This window comes from Bradyrhizobium sp. USDA 4516, assembly GCF_054055915.1.
In genome coordinates this window covers 8,381,662-8,401,529 of record NZ_JBSRXT010000001.1, presented here as the reverse complement: position 1 = coordinate 8,401,529, position 19,868 = coordinate 8,381,662, and the positions used below count along the sequence as shown (strand labels likewise).

General features: G+C 63.8%; 22 protein-coding genes. 15 read left to right on the top strand and 7 right to left on the bottom strand.

Translation table 11 applies throughout. The annotated features are described in order from the left end of the window. Positions 1-2: 2 nt before the first annotated feature. From ACVI1L_RS38970 to ACVI1L_RS38960, 3 genes are all read right to left on the bottom strand, one after another. Positions 3-581: an Hpt domain-containing protein gene (locus ACVI1L_RS38970; protein ID WP_016843908.1), complete on the bottom strand. Its 579-nt coding sequence runs from the start codon at positions 579-581 to the stop codon at positions 3-5. 9 nt (positions 582-590) lie between these two features. After that, complete coding sequence (locus tag ACVI1L_RS38965; protein WP_028336173.1) at positions 591-1,136, bottom strand: response regulator; 546 nt, start codon at positions 1,134-1,136, stop codon at positions 591-593. A gap of 105 nt (positions 1,137-1,241) precedes the next feature. Further along, a complete protein-coding gene (locus ACVI1L_RS38960; protein ID WP_253639530.1) occupies positions 1,242-2,021 on the bottom strand; it encodes an NAD kinase in 780 nt (259 codons plus the stop codon). 163 nt (positions 2,022-2,184) lie between these two features. Between ACVI1L_RS38960 and ACVI1L_RS38955 the strand changes: the two genes are divergently transcribed. Both ACVI1L_RS38955 and ACVI1L_RS38950 read left to right on the top strand, forming a co-directional pair. Beyond that, positions 2,185-3,801, top strand: coding sequence for a S10 family peptidase (locus ACVI1L_RS38955; protein ID WP_057019655.1), 1,617 nt, complete (start codon positions 2,185-2,187; stop codon positions 3,799-3,801). A gap of 193 nt (positions 3,802-3,994) precedes the next feature. Continuing rightward, entirely contained in the window at positions 3,995-5,011 is a 1,017-nt protein-coding gene (locus tag ACVI1L_RS38950) for an IS30 family transposase (RefSeq protein ID WP_456785245.1), read from the top strand. A 104-nt stretch (positions 5,012-5,115) separates the two neighbouring features. Here the strand turns inward: ACVI1L_RS38950 and ACVI1L_RS38945 are convergent, their stop codons facing one another. Then, the gene (locus ACVI1L_RS38945) at positions 5,116-6,012 is read right to left on the bottom strand and encodes a DUF2189 domain-containing protein (protein WP_026192934.1); all 897 of its coding nucleotides are present in this window, start codon (positions 6,010-6,012) and stop codon (positions 5,116-5,118) included. Between the two features lie 544 nt (positions 6,013-6,556). On the opposite strand from ACVI1L_RS38945, the gene ACVI1L_RS38940 reads away from it, so the two are divergent. The 9 genes from ACVI1L_RS38940 to ACVI1L_RS38900 all read left to right on the top strand — a co-directional run bounded on the left by ACVI1L_RS38940 (position 6,557) and on the right by ACVI1L_RS38900 (position 14,208). After that, the gene (locus ACVI1L_RS38940) at positions 6,557-7,390 is read left to right on the top strand and encodes a cytochrome c oxidase subunit II (protein WP_076831602.1); all 834 of its coding nucleotides are present in this window, start codon (positions 6,557-6,559) and stop codon (positions 7,388-7,390) included. 83 nt (positions 7,391-7,473) lie between these two features. Next, on the top strand, positions 7,474-9,249 hold the full coding sequence (ctaD, locus tag ACVI1L_RS38935) for a cytochrome c oxidase subunit I (RefSeq protein WP_057019653.1): 1,776 nt from the start codon (positions 7,474-7,476) through the stop codon (positions 9,247-9,249). After that, positions 9,246-9,950: a cytochrome c oxidase subunit 3 gene (locus ACVI1L_RS38930; RefSeq protein ID WP_229189347.1), complete on the top strand. Its 705-nt coding sequence runs from the start codon at positions 9,246-9,248 to the stop codon at positions 9,948-9,950. The genes ctaD and ACVI1L_RS38930 overlap by 4 nt, the downstream gene beginning before the upstream one ends. 14 nt (positions 9,951-9,964) lie before the next feature. Continuing rightward, positions 9,965-10,687, top strand: coding sequence for a heme-copper oxidase subunit III family protein (locus ACVI1L_RS38925; protein WP_057019651.1), 723 nt, complete (start codon positions 9,965-9,967; stop codon positions 10,685-10,687). Positions 10,688-10,695: 8 nt separating this feature from the next. Next, the gene (locus ACVI1L_RS38920; RefSeq protein WP_168856728.1) at positions 10,696-11,103 is read left to right on the top strand and encodes a cytochrome C oxidase subunit IV family protein; all 408 of its coding nucleotides are present in this window, start codon (positions 10,696-10,698) and stop codon (positions 11,101-11,103) included. Positions 11,104-11,243: 140 nt separating this feature from the next. Continuing rightward, positions 11,244-12,152, top strand: coding sequence for a heme o synthase (locus tag ACVI1L_RS38915; protein WP_456785244.1), 909 nt, complete (start codon positions 11,244-11,246; stop codon positions 12,150-12,152). A 203-nt stretch (positions 12,153-12,355) separates the two neighbouring features. Then, positions 12,356-13,116, top strand: a protein-coding gene (locus tag ACVI1L_RS38910; protein ID WP_210185730.1) for an IS5 family transposase whose coding sequence is annotated in 2 segments (ribosomal slippage) — positions 12,356-12,701 and positions 12,701-13,116 — 762 coding nt in all. Because the reading frame shifts where the segments join, the coding sequence is not laid out codon by codon here. A gap of 339 nt (positions 13,117-13,455) precedes the next feature. After that, on the top strand, positions 13,456-13,620 hold the full coding sequence (locus tag ACVI1L_RS38905) for a hypothetical protein (protein WP_168856726.1): 165 nt from the start codon (positions 13,456-13,458) through the stop codon (positions 13,618-13,620). 150 nt (positions 13,621-13,770) lie between these two features. Continuing rightward, on the top strand, positions 13,771-14,208 hold the full coding sequence (locus tag ACVI1L_RS38900; RefSeq protein WP_057019648.1) for a DUF5658 family protein: 438 nt from the start codon (positions 13,771-13,773) through the stop codon (positions 14,206-14,208). A gap of 78 nt (positions 14,209-14,286) precedes the next feature. Here ACVI1L_RS38900 and ACVI1L_RS38895 read toward each other — a convergent pair whose 3' ends face one another. From ACVI1L_RS38895 to ACVI1L_RS38885, 3 genes are all read right to left on the bottom strand, one after another. Then, positions 14,287-14,793 (bottom strand): hypothetical protein, encoded by a 507-nt coding sequence (locus ACVI1L_RS38895; protein ID WP_076831596.1) that lies wholly within the window; start codon positions 14,791-14,793, stop codon positions 14,287-14,289. Between the two features lie 24 nt (positions 14,794-14,817). Then, entirely contained in the window at positions 14,818-15,027 is a 210-nt protein-coding gene (locus ACVI1L_RS38890; RefSeq protein ID WP_456785243.1) for a hypothetical protein, read from the bottom strand. 134 nt (positions 15,028-15,161) lie between these two features. Then, a complete protein-coding gene (locus ACVI1L_RS38885) occupies positions 15,162-16,043 on the bottom strand; it encodes a LysR substrate-binding domain-containing protein (RefSeq protein WP_057019646.1) in 882 nt (293 codons plus the stop codon). A gap of 181 nt (positions 16,044-16,224) precedes the next feature. Between ACVI1L_RS38885 and ACVI1L_RS38880 the strand changes: the two genes are divergently transcribed. The 4 genes from ACVI1L_RS38880 to ACVI1L_RS38865 all read left to right on the top strand — a co-directional run bounded on the left by ACVI1L_RS38880 (position 16,225) and on the right by ACVI1L_RS38865 (position 19,857). After that, positions 16,225-16,686: a (2Fe-2S)-binding protein gene (locus tag ACVI1L_RS38880; RefSeq protein WP_057019645.1), complete on the top strand. Its 462-nt coding sequence runs from the start codon at positions 16,225-16,227 to the stop codon at positions 16,684-16,686. 3 nt (positions 16,687-16,689) lie between these two features. Further along, on the top strand, positions 16,690-18,867 hold the full coding sequence (locus ACVI1L_RS38875) for a xanthine dehydrogenase family protein molybdopterin-binding subunit (RefSeq protein ID WP_253639535.1): 2,178 nt from the start codon (positions 16,690-16,692) through the stop codon (positions 18,865-18,867). Between the two features lie 87 nt (positions 18,868-18,954). After that, positions 18,955-19,356: a hypothetical protein gene (locus ACVI1L_RS38870; RefSeq protein ID WP_168856723.1), complete on the top strand. Its 402-nt coding sequence runs from the start codon at positions 18,955-18,957 to the stop codon at positions 19,354-19,356. A 99-nt stretch (positions 19,357-19,455) separates the two neighbouring features. Continuing rightward, positions 19,456-19,857 carry a FixH family protein gene (locus ACVI1L_RS38865; protein ID WP_456785241.1) on the top strand — a complete coding sequence of 134 codons (402 nt, stop codon included), beginning with the start codon at positions 19,456-19,458 and terminating at the stop codon, positions 19,855-19,857. The last annotated feature ends 11 nt before the right edge of the window (positions 19,858-19,868 follow it).

Here is a 19,868-nt window from a genome sequence, read left to right as displayed (position 1 = left end):
GGCTATTCGCCGGGCACGATGCTCGGCGCGAGGATCGCCTCGAGGTGTTCGGGACGGTCGCGGTTGGCGTGGGTCAGGAATTCATCGGCGATGCCGCGGAGCTGCTTGCTCAGCACGCCGGCGACGACCGCGGTGTCGAGCTTGGTGCGGTTGCGCACGATCGCCTGCACGGCGTTGATGTGGTGGGCGATCAGCTGCGGCGGCACGGCGCCGAGATCCGGCGCGTGCTCGATGATGCGGCACAGGCTCTCCGCGGCTGCGGCGGCCGACGGATAGCCGAATGTCGCGGCATCGCCCTTGATGTCATGCGCGGCGCGGAACAGCTCCTCGCGCGTCTTGTCGCTGAAGCCCTCGCGCAGCACGGTGGCGTGCGCGGCGGAGAGGCGGTCGGCCTCGATCGTCATCCACTCCTTGAACTCGCCCGACAGCCCGGCGAGCGCCTTTTCGGCGCGGCCGACCGGATCGTCGAGATCGCTCTCGGGGACGCGCAGCAGCATCTTGCGCAGCGGATTGGGCTGCGTGATCACGTGGTGCGTGCCGAAACTCTTGACCTCGATCGTCCCGGGTTTGTCTTTCGCCATGGCGGTATCCTAGATGGCCGAGCGCGCCTTTTCGAGCAGCGATGGCTGTTGCAGCACCTCGACCTCGCCGCTGCCGCGGCGTTCGGGGCCGATATAAGTGTTGGTGGTGTTGCGGCGGCGGTCGGGGCCGAAATAGGTCTTGGTCTTGATGAACGGGCGCGGGTTGGCGACCACGTTCATGATGCGCTGGTAGAGGCCCTTGGCCGAGATCGGCTTGGCCAAGAATTCGGTGACGCCGGCATCGCGCGCCACCGTGACGCGACGCTTCTCGGAATGCCCGGTCAGCATGATGATCGGCGCGTAGGGATTACCCTTGGATTCCGGCTGCCGGATCATCTGCGCAAGTTCGAGCCCGTCGAAGATCGGCATCGACCAGTCGGTGATGACGATGTCGGGCACGTAGTGCGTGTACATCTCGAGCGCGGTGGCGCCGTCCTCGGCCTCATACACCTCGCGCGCGCCGAACGAATGCAAAAGCGTCCGCAGGATGCGGCGCATGTGCGGATTGTCGTCGCAAATCAAAAATCGCAGCTTGTTGAAATCGATGCGATACATGGTCCGGCCCTGATAGGGCATACCGGGCCAATGCGGTATTACCCGACGTTAACCATATCCCGCCCGGGGTTAATGATTGGTTGCCGGGCAAGGAGGCAGACGCCGTCAGTAGCCGAACTGCTCGCGCAGGATGCGTTCTTCCAGCGAGTGGCCGGGGTCGAACAGCATCCGCATCGCGATCGTCTTGTCGGACAGCACCTCGACCCGGCGGACGTCGCGGACCTCGTCATGGTCGGCGACCGCGGCGACCGGGCGCTTCTCGCCCTCGATCACCTCGATCACCACGAAGGCGGAATTCGGCAGCAGCGCGCCGCGCCAGCGCCGCGGCCGGAACGCGCTGATCGGGGTCAGCGCCAACAGCGCCGCGTTGATCGGCAGGATCGGCCCCTGGGCGGAGAGGTTGTAGGCGGTCGATCCGGCCGGCGTCGCCACCAGGATGCCGTCGGCCATCAGCTCGGGCATCCGCTCGTGCTCGTCGATCAGAATGCGCAGCTTGGCGACCTGGTAGGTCTGCCGGAACAGCGCGACCTCGTTGATGGCGTGATGCAGATGCACGGCGCCGTGGATGTCGGTCGCGCGCATCAGCAGCGGATTGATCAGCGACTCCCGCGCGGCGGCAAGCCGGGTGCGCAGATCATGCGTCGAATATTCGTTCATCAGGAACCCGACGGTGCCGCGGTGCATGCCGTAGATCGGCTTGCCGCTGCGCATGTTGGCGTGCAGCGTCTGCAGCATCAAACCGTCGCCGCCGAGCGCGACCACGACGTCGGCATCCGCGGGTAGATGGTTGCCGTACATTGCCGTCAGCTGCTCGAGCGCCGACTGCGCTTCCACGCTCGCGCTGGCGACGAAGGCGATCTTGTCATACCGCTTGGAGCTGGCCATTCGCTCACGAACTCGTTTGGCACGGAACACGCCGCGCTCGTCTATACATCCCGGGCGGCCTTGTCGAGATGGTCCGGGAACGGACCGCATGCCACGCCGGCGCCGCCAAACTAGCGCAGTTTGTTGCTGGATTGCGTAAATCGGGGCGCAGGGAGTGAACGATATGGCTAACAGTCTTGCGACACGGCTCGCCGCGGCGTTGCTGGTGGCCTGTCTTGCGACCGTGGCGCGAGCCGACGATGACGTCCCGCAGCCATCGCCGTCGCCGAGCGCGCAGGCCCCAAGCGGCCAGAACCCAAGCGGCCAGAGCCCAGGTGGCCAGAACCCGAGCGGCCAGAAGGGGCGGGCAGGACGCGGCGGCGAGGCCGGCTCCGGCGCCAACGCTGCGGCCAGCGGCTCGACCGCCGAGCAGCACCGCCTGCCGCCGGACTCCACGACCAAGCAATCGGTCGCGCTGCCTTCCCGCACGCTGAACTTCAGCGCGACCGCGGGCTCGATCCGCGTGTTCGACGACAAGGGCGAGCCGCTCGCCGACATCGCCTATACATCCTACCAACTCGACGGTGCCGAGAAGGCGAATCGGCCGGTAACCTTCCTGTTCAACGGCGGTCCGGGCTCCGCGTCGGCCTGGCTGCAATTGGGCAATGTCGGGCCGTGGCGGCTGCCGTTCGACGGCGCGGTGTCCTCGGCCGCGCCCGAGCTGCAGGCCAATGCCGATACCTGGCTCGATTTCACCGATCTCGTCTTCATCGACCCTGTCGGCACCGGCTACAGCCGCTTTGTCACCACCTCGGAGGAGGCGCGCAAGCGCTTCTTCACCGTCGACGGCGACGCCAATTCGGTCGCGCTGGTGATCCGCCGCTGGCTGGAGAAATACGACCGGCTGACCTCGCCGAAATATCTCGTCGGCGAAAGCTATGGCGGCATTCGCGGGCCCAAGGTGGTGCGCAATCTGCAAATGCAGCAGGGCGTCGGCGTCCGCGGCCTGGTGCTGATCTCGCCGGTGCTCGATTTCCGCGAATATACCGGCTCCAGCCTCCTGCAATATGTCGCAAGCCTGCCGACCATGGCGGCGGTCGCGCGACAGGCAAAGGGCCCGGTGACGCGTGAGGATCTCGCCGACGTCGAGAGCTACGCGCGCGGCGATTTCCTGCTCGACCTCGTCAAGGGGCAGGCCGACACCGAGGCCACCACGCGGCTCGCCGACAAGGTCGCTAGCCTGACCGGCATCGATCAGGTGGTGAGCCGCAGGCTCGCCGGCCGTTTCGACATCGGCGAATTCCGCCGCGAGTTCGATCGCAAGAACGGCAAGGTGACCGGCCGCTACGACGCCTCCATCGAGGGCTTCGATCCTTATCCGGATTCCAGCTATTTCCGTTTCAACGATCCGTCCGGCGATCCGCTGATGGCGCCCTTGACCAGCGCCGCCGTCGACCTCACCACGCGCAAGCTGAACTGGCGGCCGGACGGCTCCTATCATCTGCTCAGCGAAAGCGTGAACAAGGCCTGGGAGTTCGGTCACGGCATCAGTCCGGCGGAGTCGGTGACGCAGCTTCGCCAGGCGCTGGCGCTCGACCCCAACCTGAAACTCCTGGTCGGCCACGGCCTGTTCGATCTCGCCACGCCGTACTTCGCCTCGAAGATCATCCTCGATCAGTTGCCGGCCTTCGCGGGCCCGGGCCGCACCAGGCTCGCGGTCTATCCCGGCGGCCACATGTTCTACTCCCGCGACGGCTCGCGCCAGGCGTTCCGCAAGGAGGTCGAGGCGCTGATGAGGTAAGGGGATGTGGTGGTGTGGATTGCGCCGTCGCTGCAAATACGGTCGTCGTCCTGGCGAAAGCCAGGACCTATAACCACCAAATTCGATTGTGAACGGGATCGCGGCCCCGGCGTCGCGCAACAATTGAGATTTGGGGTAATGGGTCCCCTGAGTTCACAAACGAAGTGCAACACTTCCTTGAGGAGGTGTTGCCATGGGGCGGACTTACAAGCAGCTCTCTCTGGACGACCGATGCGAGATTGCCTGCCTATCGGCCAATGGCAGCTCGGTCCGGCAAATCGCGGCAGCTCTGGATCGCTCGCCATCAACGATCTCTCGGGAACTGAGGCGCAATCGGGGGAGCCAGGTCGGCTACAAGCCGAGCTATGCCCAGCACCAGATGCGAGCGCGGCGCTGGACGGGCGGACGCCTCGAACGGGAGCCCGGCCTGCGCCGCGCGGTGTTGCAACGCCTTCGCTGCGGCTGGTCGCCCGAGCAGGTCGCTGGCCGGCTGGCCCGCGAGTACGGGCGCAAGGTGATCTCCCACGAGACCATCTACCGCTTCATCTATCGCCAACTCAGGCGCACCACGGACTTCAACTGGCGGCGCTATCTGCCGCGCGCCAAGAGCAAGCGCGGCTGCCGCGGCAAGCGGGGCGGCAGCCCCGCAAGCTTCATCGAAGGCCGTGTATCCCTGGCAAATCGGCCGCTCGAAGCGGCCGACCGCAGCGTGCCCGGACACTGGGAGGCCGACCTGATGATGTTCTCGAAATACGGTCAGGCCGTGCTGACCGTGCATGAGCGCACCTCGCGGCTGTTGCTCGGCATCCGCCTTGCCAGCAAGGTCGCGCGCGGTGTCGCCCGCCATCTCGTGGGCTTCTTCGCGCCCCTTCCACAAGAGCTGCGCCAGAGCGTTACCTTCGACAACGGCACCGAGTTCGCCGCTCACCTGGCGCTGCACCGCCTCTCGATCGCGACCTTCTTCTGCGATCCCCATGCCCCCTGGCAGAAGGGTGGCATCGAGAACGCCATCGGCAGGATGCGCCGCTTTATTCCCCGCAAGACGGATCTCGTAACCCTCTCGACCGCCAGATTCCGCCAGTTCATCGCCGCCTACAACAACACCCCGCGCAAATGCCTTGACTACCGCACGCCTGCCGAGTCCTTTGCTCAAGTGTTGCACTTCGAATGTGAATCCACCTCCTGGCTTTCGCCAGGACGACATCGATAGTGTGACACGGCCGACATCCACCTTCGTCGTCCCGGCCCCCGTGCGCAATTGCGCACTAGGCCGGGACGACACTGAATTGCGCGACATGCTTCGCGCGAAAACGCTTAGCGCTCACGGCTCCACGGGAAGAGGGAGGCCGGGAAATCGGCCGCGTAGCGGTGACCGATCGGCGGGCGGGGCTCTTCTTGCGGAGGATTCCGGTCAGGCTCGACCACCTTCCTGTAAAGATGCCAGGTCGCATGACCAAGCACCGGCAGAACGACGCAGAGACCGACGAAGAATGGCAGTGAGCCCACCGCCAGCAATACCGCAACGATCAATCCCCACGCGGCCATCTCAATTGGATTCATCATCACGGCCCGTATCGAGGTGCGGATCGCATCGATCGCGGTCGCATGACGGTCGAGCATCAGTGGAAAGGAGACGACGCTGACGCATAGGGCAACCAAGGCGAAAAGAAAGCCGACGCCGCATCCGACGATGATGAGCGACCAGCCTTCGGGCGTCGTCAACACACGCTTTGCGAAATCAGGGATGCTCGCAGCCGGCGCATAACCGAACGTCATGATGTAGATCGCGTCCGCGGTGGCGATCCAGACCCCGAACAGAACGAACAGAAGAACGCCAAGTTCGAACATGGCGCCGAACGACGGCGCGCGCAGCACCTGCATCGCATCCCAGGCTCCTGGCTCCTCTCCGCGTTCGCGCCGTCGGCTCAGTTCGTAGAGGCCGAGGCCGGCGAAAGGACCGATCAGGGCGAAGCCGGCGGCGAGCGGAAACAGCAGCGGCAGCACCGAATAGCCAAGCACAAGTCTGAACAGGACAAGTCCGAGCACGGGATACATCACGCACAGGACGATTGCGTGGGTCGGGATGGCCTTGAAGTCTTCCCAGCCGAGGCGCAACGCGTCGCCCAGGTCGGAAAGGCTGATCTTGCGAACGACGAAGGCGGTAGAGACGCCAAACAATTGCAGCTTGGGTCGTGCGAACACCGTGGTCATGGTTCCGGTCTCCTTGCTTGTGGCCGCAGGGGAACGGAGCGCCATCAACACACGCACATCCGCCTCATGCGCGAAAATCGCGACTGAGTCCGGCAAATCAGATTCAACCAGAAGGAGCTTGCCGGACGACGCCTGTCGCAACCGGTCAAGTAAAACTAGTCCGATGCGCGGCAGAAGCAAGGTGGCGAATGCGGTCGGGAGAATTGTGCAGATGCACAAACGAGGTCTTGCGTTGCACCATGCGATTGGGGAGGGCCGATCAGTGTTCGCGGCATCCAATGCATTCCCGCCAACACGCCCGGACAGCGGCGGGCATTACTCCTCTATTGACGTCTGGCTCGATGGGTACCATGTTGATGCTTGACGCCCCCAGCTCCGATGAGGTTGCGGCCGTGACGTTGAGTTTTTGTCATGTCCAGCATCGCGACCGGCAGAATGGGCGAGGCAAAAGCCACGGTGATGGTGAACGTGAGACCATCCCTCTGACGTGAGCTCCGCCCTTTCGTTCGTCTCCGCAGCCTTCAATGGCAAGGAGGAATGAGGGATGGCTGTAGCGATTTTACTGCTCCTGGTTGCCGTCGCCTCGGTGCTGTTCCACCTCTACAGCCCCTGGTGGTGGACCCCGATTGCCTCGAACTGGAGCTATATCGACCACACGATCAACCTGACATTCTGGATCACCGGAGCGGTGTTCTGCGCGGTGATCGTGTTCATGGCCTATTGCGTCCTGCGCTTTCACCACACCGAGGGACGGCGCGCCCACTACAATCCCGAGAACAAGAAGCTCGAATGGTGGCTCAGCATCGGCACCGCGATCGGCGTCGTCGCCATGCTGGCGCCGGGCCTCATCGTCTGGCACCAGTTCGTCACCGTTCCCGCCGACGCGACCGACGTCGAGGTCGTCGGACAACAGTGGATGTGGAGTTATCGGCTTCCGGGAAAGGACGGCCGGCTCGGCACGTCAGATGCGCGCCTGATCAGCTCCGACAATCCACTCGGGTTGAATCCCAATGATCCGAACGGGCAGGACGACATCGTCGTGCAAAACGAGGATCTGCATCTGCCGGTCGGGAAGCCGGTGAAGGTGCTGCTCCGCTCGATCGACGTCCTGCATGATTTCTACGTGCCCGAGTTCCGGGCGAAGATGGATATGATCCCTGGCTCGGTGACCTACTACTGGCTCACGCCGACCCGGACCGGAACCTTCGACGTCCTCTGCGCGGAGCTTTGCGGTGCCGCGCACGCACAGATGCGCAGCAAGGTCGTCGTGGAAGAAGAGAAGGAATATCACGCGTGGCTGGACAAGCAGCACACGTTCGCCGCCTTGTCCGGCCAGCGCAACGTCGCGAAGGCCGCGTACAAGACTGGCAGCGAATGAACATGCCGACGAGGATCGGCCGGATGATCGGCCGGAGATGAAGTGAACTCGTCGCTGAGCGGAAGACCAAGGAGGGTATTCCGATGGTCGATATCCCGTTTGATGAGGTCGCAGGCATCCCGCCCGCCGAAGTAGGTGAGGTCGAGCTCTATCATCCGCACAGCTGGTGGACGAGGTACGTCTTTTCGCAAGACGCCAAGGTGATCGCCGTCCAGTACTCGATCACGGCGATGTCGATCGGAATGGTTGCGCTGGTGCTGTCGTGGATGATGCGGCTGCAACTGGGGTTTCCCGGCACGTTCTCCTTTATCGATGCCAACCAGTACCTTCAGTTCATCACCATGCACGGCATGATCATGGTGATCTACCTGCTCACGGCGTTGTTCCTTGGCGGCTTCGGCAACTACCTCATCCCGCTGATGGTCGGCGCGCGGGACATGGTCTTCCCCTACGTGAACATGCTGAGCTATTGGGTCTACCTGCTCGCGGTGCTGGTGCTGGCCGCGACGTTCTTCGTGCCGGGCGGGCCGACCGGCGCCGGTTGGACGCTTTATCCACCCCAGGCGATTCTCTCCGGTACCCCCGGGCAGGACTGGGGCATCGTTCTCATGCTGGCCTCGCTGATCCTGTTCATCATCGGCTTCACGATGGGCGGGCTCAATTACGTGGTAACAGTATTGCAGGCCCGCACACGCGGCATGACCTTGATGCGCATGCCCTTGACGGTGTGGGGCATCTTCACCGCGACCGTGATGGCCCTCCTGGCGTTCCCGGCGCTGTTCGTGGCCTCGGTGATGCTGCTGCTGGACCGCCTCCTTGGAACCAGCTTCTTCATGCCGACACTGGTCGAGATGGGCCAGCTGACCAAGTATGGCGGCGGCAGCCCGATCCTGTTCCAGCATTTGTTCTGGTTCTTCGGCCACCCCGAAGTCTACATCGTCGCGCTGCCGGCGTTCGGCATCATCTCGGATCTGATCAGTACGCACGCGCGCAAGAACATCTTCGGCTATCGCATGATGGTCTGGGCGATCGTGGCGATCGGGGCGCTGAGCTTCGTCGTGTGGGCGCACCACATGTATGTCAGCGGCATGCACCCGTATTTCGGGTTCTTCTTCGCCACCACGACGCTCATCATCGCGGTCCCGACCGCGATCAAGGTCTACAACTGGGTGTTGACCCTTTGGCGCGGTGACATCCATCTAACTGTGCCGATGCTGTTTGCGCTCGGCTTCATCGTCACCTTCGTCAATGGCGGCCTGACCGGGCTGTTCCTCGGCAACGTTGTCGTCGACGTTCCGCTGTCGGATACGATGTTCGTCGTCGCGCACTTCCACATGGTGATGGGGATTGCGCCGATCATGGCCGTGTTCGGCGGGATCTATCATTGGTATCCGAAGGTCACCGGGCGGATGCTCAATGACGCGCTCGGACGCTTCCACTTCTGGGTGACGTTCATCGGGGCCTATGCGGTGTTCTTCCCGATGCACTATCTCGGCCTGCTCGGGATGCCGCGCCGCTATCACGACATCGGCGAGACCTCGTTCGTCCCGGCCTCCGCCCATGACCTCAATGCGTTCATGAGCGTGGCGGCGCTGATTGTCGGCTTCGCTCAGCTCGTCTTCCTGTTCAATCTGGTCTGGAGCCTGTTCAAGGGAAAAGAGGCGGGCGGCAATCCCTGGGGTGCCACCTCGCTGGAATGGCAGACGCCGGAGACCCCGCCGGGGCACGGCAACTGGGGCAAGGAGCTCCCCGTCGTCTATCGCTGGGCCTACGATTACAGCGTGCCCGGTTCCGCGAGGGACTTCATCCCGCAGAATGAACCGCCGGCCAAGGTGCTGGCCCAGGGAGCCCATCCGTGAGTGCCATCGTCCTGTTCATTGCTACGATTGCAGCGATCGCGGGATGGTGGCTCTCGCAGCAACGGCTGGCCGCCAAGCCGTGGCTGGAGCAGGGCATTGCGGTGGATCTTCGCGGCGATCTCGGCTCTTCGGTGCCGGCGGCGAAAATCGGCCTCGGTGTTTTTCTCGCGGTGGTCGGTTCGCTGTTCGCGCTCCTGATCAGCGCCTACTCGATGCGCACCACCATGGTGGACTGGCGCGAGTTGCCGCTGCCGAGGCTGGTGTGGTTCAACACCGGCGTCCTCGTCATCAGCAGCATGGCGCTGCAATGGGCGCTGATGGCCGCGCGCCGCGACGACCATGAGGGCCTGATCGCGGGCCTGTTGGTCGGCGGTGCATCGGCCGTGATGTTCCTGATCGGGCAGCTCGTGGTGTGGCAGCAGCTCAACATCGCCGGCTATGCCATGGCGTCGAATCCGGCCAATTCCTTCTTCTATCTGATCACCGCGCTCCACGGGCTGCACCTGACCGGCGGCCTGGTGGCGCTCGGCAGGGCGACCGTAAAACTGTGGCGTGGCGCGCCGATGACGCAGATGCGCCTGAGCGTCGAGCTTTGTACCATCTACTGGCATTTCCTGTTGTTGGTCTGGCTGGTCCTGCTCGGTCTGCTGACGGGCTGGACAGACAATTTCGTCGACATCTGTCGCCAGTTGCTCACCTAGCGAGGCAGGAAGCGATGACCGAAACCACACTCGCAACCCCCAAGGCGCTGCCCGGAACGATACCCGGATTGCGCGGCATCGCCGCCGACTGGGCCTCGGACCAGCGCGCGTTCAAGAACGTGTCCTGGGGGAAGGCCATGATGTGGATCTTCCTTCTGAGCGACACCTTCATCTTCAGCTGCTTCCTGCTGTCGTACATGACGGCGCGAATGTCGACGACCGTGCCGTGGCCCAACCCCAGCGAAGTATTCGCGCTCAATATCGGCGGTCAGCACATCCCGCTCATCCTGATCGCGATCATGACCTTCATCCTGATCAGCAGCAGCGGGACGATGGCGATGGCCGTCAACTTCGGTTACCGCCGGGATCGCGTCAAAACGGCAGCCTTGATGCTGGCCACCGCGGCATTTGGCGCGACGTTCGTCGGAATGCAGGCTTTCGAATGGACCAAGCTGATCATGGAGGGCGTGCGGCCCTGGGGCAACCCGTGGGGCGCACCGCAATTTGGCGCTTCCTTCTTCATGATCACCGGCTTCCACGGCACCCACGTGACCATCGGCGTGATCTTCCTGATCGCCATCGCGCGAAAGGTTTGGCGGGGAGACTTCGACGTCGAGCGGCGCGGCTTTTTCACGAGCCGCAAGGGCTATTACGAGATCGTCGAAATCATGGGCCTGTACTGGCATTTCGTCGATCTGGTCTGGGTGTTCATCTTCGCCTTCTTTTATCTCTGGTGAGGTCGCGCATGACAGAAGCAGCGGTACATGTGGAAGGGCAGGCAGCACAGCATGCGCTACACAGCTATGTGCATGGTGCGGTGGCATCGGGCGCCGCGCATTCAGAGGGCCAGCAGCACCCGATCAAGCTCTATCTCGTGGTCTGGGGATGGTTGTTCGTGCTCAGCACCTGCTCCTATCTCGTCGACTATTTTGGTATCCACGGCCACCTGCGATGGTCGCTGATCCTGCTGTTCATGGTGCTGAAGGCCGGCCTGATCGTCGCTGTGTTCATGCACATGGCCTGGGAGCGGTTGGCGTTGGCCTACGCCATCCTGTTGCCGCCGGTGCTGGTGCTGGTTTTTGTCGGGATCATGATGTTCGAATCCGACTATACGCATCTGCTTCGGGTGATGTTCTTCGCGTCAGCAAGCTAAGAAATGGACGGCCACGACCGCGTGGGTCATGCTGGACAAGGCAAAGCGTCCTGAAGGCGGAGGACTCGCCACATCGTCCGGAACCCTGCGAAGCAGGCCTTTGGCCGATGGCTTTTTCGAACCGACGAGGAATTAGTCTCGTGCAAATCAATCGTTCAATTCTTCGCCGGAGTTATGCCAACATCGGAGACTACGTCGCACTGACGAAACCGCGCGTGATGTCGCTGGTCGTCTTTACCGCACTGGTCGGTCTCATGGTCGCACCAGGCGGCATCGATCCCTTCACCGGTTTCGCTGCTCTTCTCTGCATAGCCGCGGGAGCTGGCGCCGCAGCTGCGCTCAATATGTGGTACGACGCCGACATCGATGCGGTGATGGCGCGTACCGCCATCCGTCCAATTCCCAGCGGCCGCGTATCGCGCCCGGAAGCATTGGCCTTCGGATTGATGCTTGGCACGTGCGCCGTCCTGGCCCTCGGCACCTTGCTGAACATAGCCGCTGCTGCGCTGCTTGCTTTCACTATCTTCTTCTACGTCGTCGTCTACACGATGTGGCTCAAACGCCGAACGCCGCAGAATATCGTCATTGGCGGTGCCGCCGGCGCGCTCCCTCCGGTGATTGGCTGGGCTGCGGTCACCGGATATGTCGGGCTCGAGCCGCTCATCCTGTTTCTGATCATCTTCCTTTGGACGCCACCCCACTTCTGGGCACTGTCGCTCAATCTTGCTGGAGAATATGCCCGTGCCGGTGTGCCGATGTTGCCGGTCGTGGCTGGCAAGACAGAAACAAAGCGCCAGATTCTTCTCTATTGCGTGCTTTTGGTTCCGATCTCACTGCTGCCTTGTGCGCTGGGGTTCGCGGGAGCCGTCTACGGCGCGGCCGCGGCGACGCTGGGAGCGATCATGATTTTTCTCGCATGGCAGTTGCGCCGGAGCGACGACAAGGAAAGGCGGCCTGCTCGTCGCTTGTTCGTGTTTTCGATGCTCTATCTGGTCCTGCTTTTTGGGGGGCTGCTGATGAATGCTGCACCCTACGCTCAGTCCCACTGACTGGACGCATTCGAATCGACAGCCGCTGGCGTTATTCGGAAAAATCGAATATTGTTGCCGAGCGGGCTTGCGCCGCCGGGCAGCTCAGTGATTGAAGTTCGCAGGCACCCGCCAGGGACGGCCCTAGGACCGATCGACATTCAGGATTCCCAAGCGGTTTGATCGCTGATTCATAGAGTTCCGTGATTCGAGACACGGAGCAGATGGTGGCGGCGAAACGATATGAGCTGACGGAGGCGCAATGGGCGAGGATTGCGCCACTGCTGCCGGGGAAAGCTGGCGACCCGGGACGTACGGCTGCGGACAATCGACTGTTCGTCAACGGATGTTTGTGGGTTTTGCGATCGGGCGCACACTGGAGCGACCTGCCGGAACGGTACGGCAAGTGGAAAACGGTGCATCAGCGCTTCAGCCGCTGGTGCCATGCCGGCGTCTGGGAGCGCGTGTTCGCTGCTCTGACCGCCGATCGCGACAACCAGTATCTGATGATCGACAGCACCATCGTTCGCGCCCACCAGCAGGCGACGAGCGGAAAAGGGGGGCCAAAGATCAGGCGCTGGGGCGTTCCCGAGGTGGACTGACCACCAAGATCCACATGCTGGCTGATGCGCTCGGCCGTCCGCTCCGCTTCATCGTCACGGCTGGGCAAGTTAATGACATCACCCAGGCGCCGGCACTGCTCCACGGCCAAAGCGGCGATGCCGTGCTCGCCGACAAGGCCTATGACAGCAACGCCCTGCGTGCGATCATCGCGGAAATCGGCGCAACGGCGGTGATCCCGTCAAACCGCACCCGCAGGATCATCATTCCGCACGACGCCGACGCATACAAACAGCGCAACCGCATCGAGCGCTGCTTTTGCCAGCTCAAACACTTCCGACGCTTGGCAACCCGTTATGACAGGCGATCTGACAACTTTACCGGCTTCATCCATCTCGCTGCCGCAATGATCTGGATGCAATGAATGTCGATCGGTCCTAGCGCTCGTCCCGCATATATGGACTACGCTGGGAGACGAGTCTCAAGTCTTGGTCTGCCGACATCGTCTGGAGCCCGTGCATATGTGGCCCGCTCGCCGGGTTGCCCAACAGGATCCAGGCGATGGCGCCCGTGGCCAGCATTCCGCCGCAAATAACCAAAAGGTCCCGCCTCATCGCGCGTCCTCCGTATGCGGCCATTTCCAAGCATAAATCAGGCCAATCCATTTGGGCCCGGGCAGGTGCGGCGCACGGGATAGCGTTGGACAAGTAGGACAGGCTCGCCCTAAGCTTCGGCCGTTGCAGCAACCAGGCGCGGTTCAAGAATGGACTGGTCCTACTATCTCGGGGGCACTGCCATTGTCCTGCTCCTTCTTGCCTATCGGCTGCATGGCGGGCTGTTTAGGAAGAATTCACGGCGGGACGAGAAACTAAATCGACTGATTGATGAACGCATCGGACGCTTGGACCTGAAGCGCCGCAACGATTGAACCGCCCTGAAGCGGCACCTCGAGGCCAACGCAACGCCACTCTCCGGAATTATCCTCACGGCGACGGCAGAGCTACCTTGGTCTCCCGAGATGACCATCTCGGCAGATGATGCTTTTTTGTGATTTGAAAAGAGATATTTGAGCAATCGAATGAAGGTCTGGGTCTATACCGACACAAGCAAGCCCGTTGGCGAGCCGGAGCATCTGAAGATTTTCGCGACCAATGATGCCGCGCAGTCGTGGTTCAAGCGAAACGTCCCGGGGGGCGCCGCATTTGCTTACGAGATTATTCTGGGGCCACGTTACCTCGCCAAGACGCTCCTCGTGCTGTCCGTCCTGCTTCTTGGCATCGCCGATCTCTACACCACCAACACGATCCTGAATCTCGGCCTCGGCGAGTTGAACCCGTTCATGCATGTCGCTCAGACATGGCTCGGCCCCTGGTGGCTTATTCCGAAGCTCGGTCTGACCTATTTCATGATGTGGCTGCTTTGGCGCAGCAACAACCCCTACAATATCGCGATCGTGGCGGCGTTTTGCTCCACGCCCGTACTCAATAATCTTCTGATCATCGCAAGCACGAAGTAGCGAGGAACACCAGTGGTGCCTCCGCCAGGGCAGGCGCGAGACATCGCTGGCTTCATATCGGTTCGCTCGCTACGGCGATTACTGGCAGTAGTCCCAGAATCCTTGCGTGCGGGACGGATCGGTATAGTACCAGCACATGCCGGGCGCCGGCGCGGCACCGGCCCATGCCGCGGCCGTTGCCGCCGTCACGACCCCGATGGCAGCGCCGGCTGCGATTGCGCCGCCCCTTGGCCAGTAATACCGGCCCGGACGGGCCCATCCGCCGCCTCCCACCACCGTCCGGCCGCGAACCGCGACGTTGCCGCGGGGCCCGACGACGGCGGTGCGGCCGCGATAGGCGCCACCGCGCGGCCCAACGGCTGCGCCACCACGGTGAACGACGGCGCCGCCGCGGGGACCGACCGCTGCGCCGCCACGGCGGCCGGCCGCGCGGACTGCAACGACGTCGGATGATTGCGCGACGTGATTACCGATCGGCATCGCGCCGAGCAGCGCTGCGGACGCCGATTCAAGCGGTATTGCCGCAATGATCGAGGCGGTGAGGATGGACGCTGCAAGCATCGTAGTACGCTTCAAGTCAAGCATCAGTGTATCTCCTGCTAAATTCGGCTACGTCCACCGGTCGATCCGGTGGGCGCGGCGCTGTCCTCCGTCGATCAGCCCGCTGTACTCGATGCCGTCCGAGTTCGAAAAGACGAGACTGCCCGAGAGATGACCGCTGGACATCTGGGTCGCGTCAAGGCCCGCGCCGCGAACGGCGTCGCTCGGATATTCAATTCTCGAAATGGGAAGGCGCGTCCAAACCTCGGCAGGCAGCATGTCGCGCCTCACTTGAACGGAAGCCGCCCGGCATCGGCGCGACGGCCTCATTGCACGTTCTCATCCTACGCGCTCCGTCGCGACGTTACAACCTTGGCCAGTAGCGTTGAGCGGTTTGGCCGCGGCGATCTGTCTCAGCCGTACGTCTCCACGATGAAGTCGATCAGCGCGCGCAGCTTCGGCGTCATCTTGCGATGCTTCGGCCACAGGATCTGGCGCGCGCGGCTCTGCGTCGTGTAGTTCGGCAGCAGGACCTGCAGCCGTCCCGCGGCGATATCGTCGGCCAGCAGCTCGTCGCGCATCAGCACGATGCCGGCGCCCGCCAGCGCCGCATAGCGGATGCCGAACGCGCTGTTGATGAAGAGGCGGCTCGCGACATCGACATGCACTTCGCCCTCCGGCCCCGAGAATGTCCATCGCTGCCCGTCCGACCAGCCGGGGTAGCGCAGGCATTCATGGCGGGCGAGATCGGCCGGATGGGTTGGCGTGCCGCGTTCGGCGAGATAGCTCGGCGCGGCGCACACCACGCCTGTATAGGGCGACAGCGAGCGCGACATCATGGTGGAGTCGGTCAGCGTGCCGACCCGGATCGCCGCATCCAGCCCTTCCTCGAGCAGATCGACCATCCTGTCGCTGAGGATGAGGTCGACCGAGACTTCCGGATATTTCTTCATGAAGCGGACCAGCGCGGGCGCCAGGCTGTACGACCCGAAGGCGACCGAGGTCGCCACGCGGAGCTTGCCGCGCGGCGCGCTGAGCGCCTCCTCGACCAGCGCATCGCCGGCCTCGGCCTGTTCAAGCAATTGCTTGCAGTGATCGAGATAGCTGCGGCCGAGCTCGGTGAGGCCCTGCCGCCGGGTCGACCGGTTGATCAATTGCGATCCGAGCCGGTCCTCGAGAAATCGGATATGCTTGCCGATCATGGTCGGCGACATCCGCAACTCCTTGGCCGCCGCGGTGAAGGAGCCGAGATCGGCGACGCGGGCGAACACGGACATGCTGGTCAGTCGATCCATGATTATAAACCAATGGTTATTTCACTGCGCATCAAGGCGCTACTTATTGGGTGCTGGAACTATATTTATTACCATAAGTGAGCAATCGGCGCGATGATGCGTCCGATTGCTTCGAAATGCTGCCGATTTCGCCCGGAGGGACGCAATCTCGCCGGAGCCTGAACCAGACAGGAGTGTCACGATGCCCTTCCAGATCACGATCAATGGGACCAGTCATTCGGTCGATGCCGATGGCGACACGCCGCTGCTCTGGGTGCTGCGCGACGTGCTCGGCATGACCGGCACCAAGTTCGGCTGCGGCATGGCGCTGTGCGGCGCCTGCACGGTGCATCTCGACGACACGGCGGTGCGCTCCTGCATCACGACCATCGACAGCATCGGCGACTCCAGGATCACGACCATCGAGGCGGTCGGCATGACGCCGGCGGGCAAGAAGATCCAGGACGCCTGGCTCGCGCATGAGGTGCCGCAATGCGGTTACTGCCAGTCGGGGCAGATCATGTCGGCCTCCGCGCTGCTCGCGGGCAAGCCGAAGCCTACCGATGCCGATATCGATGAAGCGATGTCGGGCAATATCTGCCGCTGCGGCACCTATGTGCGCATTCGCGAAGCCATCAAGCAAGCCGCGCAGTCGGGAGGTTGAGCCATGACGCTGATCGACAATCTGTCTGAGCGCGCTGCCGACCTGTCGCGGCGCAATTTCCTCCGCGCCGGCGCGATCGCGGGCGGCGGTCTGCTGCTCAGCGTGAGCCTGCCGTTCGCGGGCCGCGAGAGCGAGGCGGCGGCCTCCGACGGCTTCGCGCCGAACGCCTTCGTCCGGATTGGCGGCGACGGCAAGGTCGTGTTGACCATGCCCTATGTCGAGATGGGGCAGGGCACCTACACCTCGATCCCGATGTTGATCGCCGAGGAGCTCGAGATCGGCCTGACGCAGGTCCGGCTCGAACACGCGCCGCCGAGCGACAAGCTCTACGCCAACCCGCTGCTCGGCGTGCAGGCCACCGGCAATTCGAACGCAATGCGCGGCGCCTGGCAGCCGATGCGGAAAGCCGGCGCCACCGCGAAGGCGATGCTGGTCGCGGCCGCGGCGAAACGCTGGAACGTCGAGCCGGGGACATGCCGCGCCGAGAACGGCGAGGTGCATCACGCGGCCTCCGGACGCAAGCTGGGTTACGGTGAACTCGCGACTGACGCGGCGCAGATGCCGGTGCCGGAGAATGTCACGCTGAAGAGCCCGTCCGAGTTCAAGCTGATCGGCACGCCGGCCAAGCGGCTCGATACACCCTCCAAGATCAACGGCACGGCGGTCTACGGCATCGACGCACGGCCGCCCGGGGTGAAGGTCGCGACGCTGGCGCAGTCGCCGGTGTTCGGCGGGCGGGTGAAGCGCGTCGATGATGCGGCGGCAAAAGCCGTCAAGGGCGTGCGCCAGATCGTGACGCTCGACGACGCCGTCGCGGTGGTGGCCGACCACATGGGGGCGGCGAAGAAGGGTCTGGCGGCGCTCACGATCGAGTGGGACGAGGGCCCTCACGCCAAGCTCGCCACATCGGACATCGCGCGCGAGCTCGAAGCAGCCACCACCAAGCCGGGCACGGTCGCGCAAAATATCGGCGACGCCGACAAGGCGATGGCGGGCGCGGCGACGAAAGTCGAGGCGACCTATCAACTGCCGTTCCTCGCCCATGCCACGATGGAGCCGATGAACTGCACCGTGCATGTGCGTTCCGACGGTTGCGAGATCTGGGTCGGCAGCCAGGCGCTCTCGCGTGCGCAGGCGGTGGCCGCGAAGGTGCTGAACATGCCACCGGAGAAGGTGGTGGTGCACAATCATCTGCTCGGCGGCGGCTTCGGCCGCAGGCTCGAGGTCGACGGTGTCATTCGCGCCGTGCAGATCGCCAAGCAGGTCGATACGCCGGTCAAGGTGGTGTGGACCCGCGAGGAGGACATCCAGCACGACATGTACCGGCCCTACTGGTGCGACCGGATTGCGGTCGGCCTCGATGCATCTGGCAAGCCGGTTGCCTGGAACAACCGCTTCGCCGGCTCGTCGGTGCTGGCGCGATGGGCGCCGCCGGCGTTCCGCAACGGGCTCGATCCCGACACGACCGAGGGCGCGATCGATCTCGTCTACGACATTCCGAACTTCCATGTCGAATATGTCCGGGTCGAACCACCGGGCATTCCGACCGCGTTCTGGCGCAGCGTCGGGCCCTCGCACAACGTGTTCGTCACCGAAAGCGTGATCGACGAGTTGGCGGCGGCGGCGAAGCAGGATCCGGTCGACTACCGCCGCGCGCTGCTCGGCAAATCGCCGCGCGCCAAGGCGGCGCTCGAGCTCGCGGCGGCCAAGGCCGGCTGGGGCGGCAAGCTGCCGGCCGGGCGCGGACGCGGCGTGTCGCTGCAATTCGTGTTCGGCAGCTACCTCGCGCAGGTCGCCGAGGTCGAGGTCGCCAAGGACGGCTCGGTCCGTGTCCACCGCGTCGTCTGTGCGATGGATTGCGGCACCGTGGTCAATCCCGACACGGTGCAGGCGCAGCTCCAGAGTGGCATCAATTTCGGCGTCACGGCGGCGCTCTACGGCGAGATCACGCTCAAGGACGGCCGCGTCGAGCAGAGCAATTTCGACAGCTACCAGATGCTGCGCATCGATCAGGCGCCGGCGATCGAGGTCCATATCGTGCCGAGCACTGAGCCGCCGGGCGGCATGGGCGAGACCGGAACCTCGGGCATCGTGCCGGCGATCAGCAACGCGATCTTCGCGGCGACCGGCAAGCGGCTGCGCAAGATGCCGGTCGATCCGGCGGTATTGAAGCAGACCTAGGGGCGAGTGAGAGCCTCCCCCGGGTGCTGGCGCGATCGTGAAGCCGGACGGATTTGCGCCGTGCACTGATCCGTGCGAGAAGCGGGCATGCATCTGAGGCGGCTCGCCAATCTCTGGATTCTGCTGCTCGTCGCGGCCGGGCTGTTGCTCGCGCCCGTGGCGCCGGCATTTGCCCGGATGATGCCGGATGCCTCGGCCGCTGCGATGCAGGCGATGCCGGACGATCACGCCATGTCTGGACAGGCGATGTCCGAGCAGGCGCTGGCCGACGACATGCCGTGCTGTCCGGACCAGGGCAAGAGCAAGGGCTGCGACGACTGTCCGTTCCTCGCGCTCTGCATGTTGAGCGTTTCGCTGCCGGTGCCCGCCGGCGCCATGTCGCTGATCGAGCGCGATCCGCTGCGCAGCCGGATCGCCGCCCATGACGACCGTCTGCTCGACGGCCTTGGCGCCAAACCTCCCGACCATCCGCCTCGAACCACCGTCTGACGGGCGCGCCAGCGCCTGATCGCTGACGCGTGCGCTAATGGCGCGCGCGCCTTTGCATGCCGCTCACGCGGCTCATCAGACGTATCGAGGATCATCACCATGAAGTCTTTCCACCTGGCGCGGGCCGCTGCCGCAGCGCTGATCGGCGTTGCCATGACGGGCATGTCTGCCCACGCCGAGATCAAGAACTACGAATTCCGGCTGGTGCAGCCGACCGTCAAGGCGGGTGCCGACCGCATCGTCACGGTGCGGCTGGTCGACAAGACGAGCGGGAAAGCCGTGCCCGATGCGGTCATCTTCTCGACCCGGCTCGACATGGCGCCCGACGGCATGCAGGAGATGGCCACCAAGGTGACGCCGATGCCGGGCACCGAGCCCGGCACCTACCGGTTCAAGGCGACTTTCGGCATGGCCGGCCGCTGGCAATTGTCGCTCGGCGCCAAGGTGCAGGGCGAGACCGGCGCGCTCGAGAACAAGCTCGTCGTCACGGCCGAGCAATGAGCCGCCGAGCA

Excerpts from the sequence above, each read along its gene's own strand:
- ACVI1L_RS38970 (WP_016843908.1), bottom strand. The coding sequence starts at position 581 with ATGGCGAAAGACAAACCCGGGACGATCGAGGTCAAGAGTTTCGGCACG.
- ACVI1L_RS38965 (WP_028336173.1), bottom strand. The coding sequence starts at position 1,136 with ATGTATCGCATCGATTTCAACAAGCTGCGATTTTTGATTTGCGACGAC.
- ACVI1L_RS38960 (WP_253639530.1), bottom strand. The coding sequence starts at position 2,021 with ATGGCCAGCTCCAAGCGGTATGACAAGATCGCCTTCGTCGCCAGCGCG.
- ACVI1L_RS38955 (WP_057019655.1), top strand. The coding sequence starts at position 2,185 with ATGGCTAACAGTCTTGCGACACGGCTCGCCGCGGCGTTGCTGGTGGCC.
- ACVI1L_RS38950 (WP_456785245.1), top strand. The coding sequence starts at position 3,995 with ATGGGGCGGACTTACAAGCAGCTCTCTCTGGACGACCGATGCGAGATT.
- ACVI1L_RS38945 (WP_026192934.1), bottom strand. The coding sequence starts at position 6,012 with ATGACCACGGTGTTCGCACGACCCAAGCTGCAATTGTTTGGCGTCTCT.
- ACVI1L_RS38940 (WP_076831602.1), top strand. The coding sequence starts at position 6,557 with ATGGCTGTAGCGATTTTACTGCTCCTGGTTGCCGTCGCCTCGGTGCTG.
- ctaD (WP_057019653.1), top strand. The coding sequence starts at position 7,474 with ATGGTCGATATCCCGTTTGATGAGGTCGCAGGCATCCCGCCCGCCGAA.
- ACVI1L_RS38925 (WP_057019651.1), top strand. The coding sequence starts at position 9,965 with ATGACCGAAACCACACTCGCAACCCCCAAGGCGCTGCCCGGAACGATA.
- ACVI1L_RS38920 (WP_168856728.1), top strand. The coding sequence starts at position 10,696 with ATGACAGAAGCAGCGGTACATGTGGAAGGGCAGGCAGCACAGCATGCG.
- ACVI1L_RS38905 (WP_168856726.1), top strand. The coding sequence starts at position 13,456 with ATGGACTGGTCCTACTATCTCGGGGGCACTGCCATTGTCCTGCTCCTT.
- ACVI1L_RS38900 (WP_057019648.1), top strand. The coding sequence starts at position 13,771 with ATGAAGGTCTGGGTCTATACCGACACAAGCAAGCCCGTTGGCGAGCCG.
- ACVI1L_RS38895 (WP_076831596.1), bottom strand. The coding sequence starts at position 14,793 with ATGCTTGACTTGAAGCGTACTACGATGCTTGCAGCGTCCATCCTCACC.
- ACVI1L_RS38890 (WP_456785243.1), bottom strand. The coding sequence starts at position 15,027 with ATGCTGCCTGCCGAGGTTTGGACGCGCCTTCCCATTTCGAGAATTGAA.
- ACVI1L_RS38885 (WP_057019646.1), bottom strand. The coding sequence starts at position 16,043 with ATGGATCGACTGACCAGCATGTCCGTGTTCGCCCGCGTCGCCGATCTC.
- ACVI1L_RS38880 (WP_057019645.1), top strand. The coding sequence starts at position 16,225 with ATGCCCTTCCAGATCACGATCAATGGGACCAGTCATTCGGTCGATGCC.
- ACVI1L_RS38875 (WP_253639535.1), top strand. The coding sequence starts at position 16,690 with ATGACGCTGATCGACAATCTGTCTGAGCGCGCTGCCGACCTGTCGCGG.
- ACVI1L_RS38870 (WP_168856723.1), top strand. The coding sequence starts at position 18,955 with ATGCATCTGAGGCGGCTCGCCAATCTCTGGATTCTGCTGCTCGTCGCG.
- ACVI1L_RS38865 (WP_456785241.1), top strand. The coding sequence starts at position 19,456 with ATGAAGTCTTTCCACCTGGCGCGGGCCGCTGCCGCAGCGCTGATCGGC.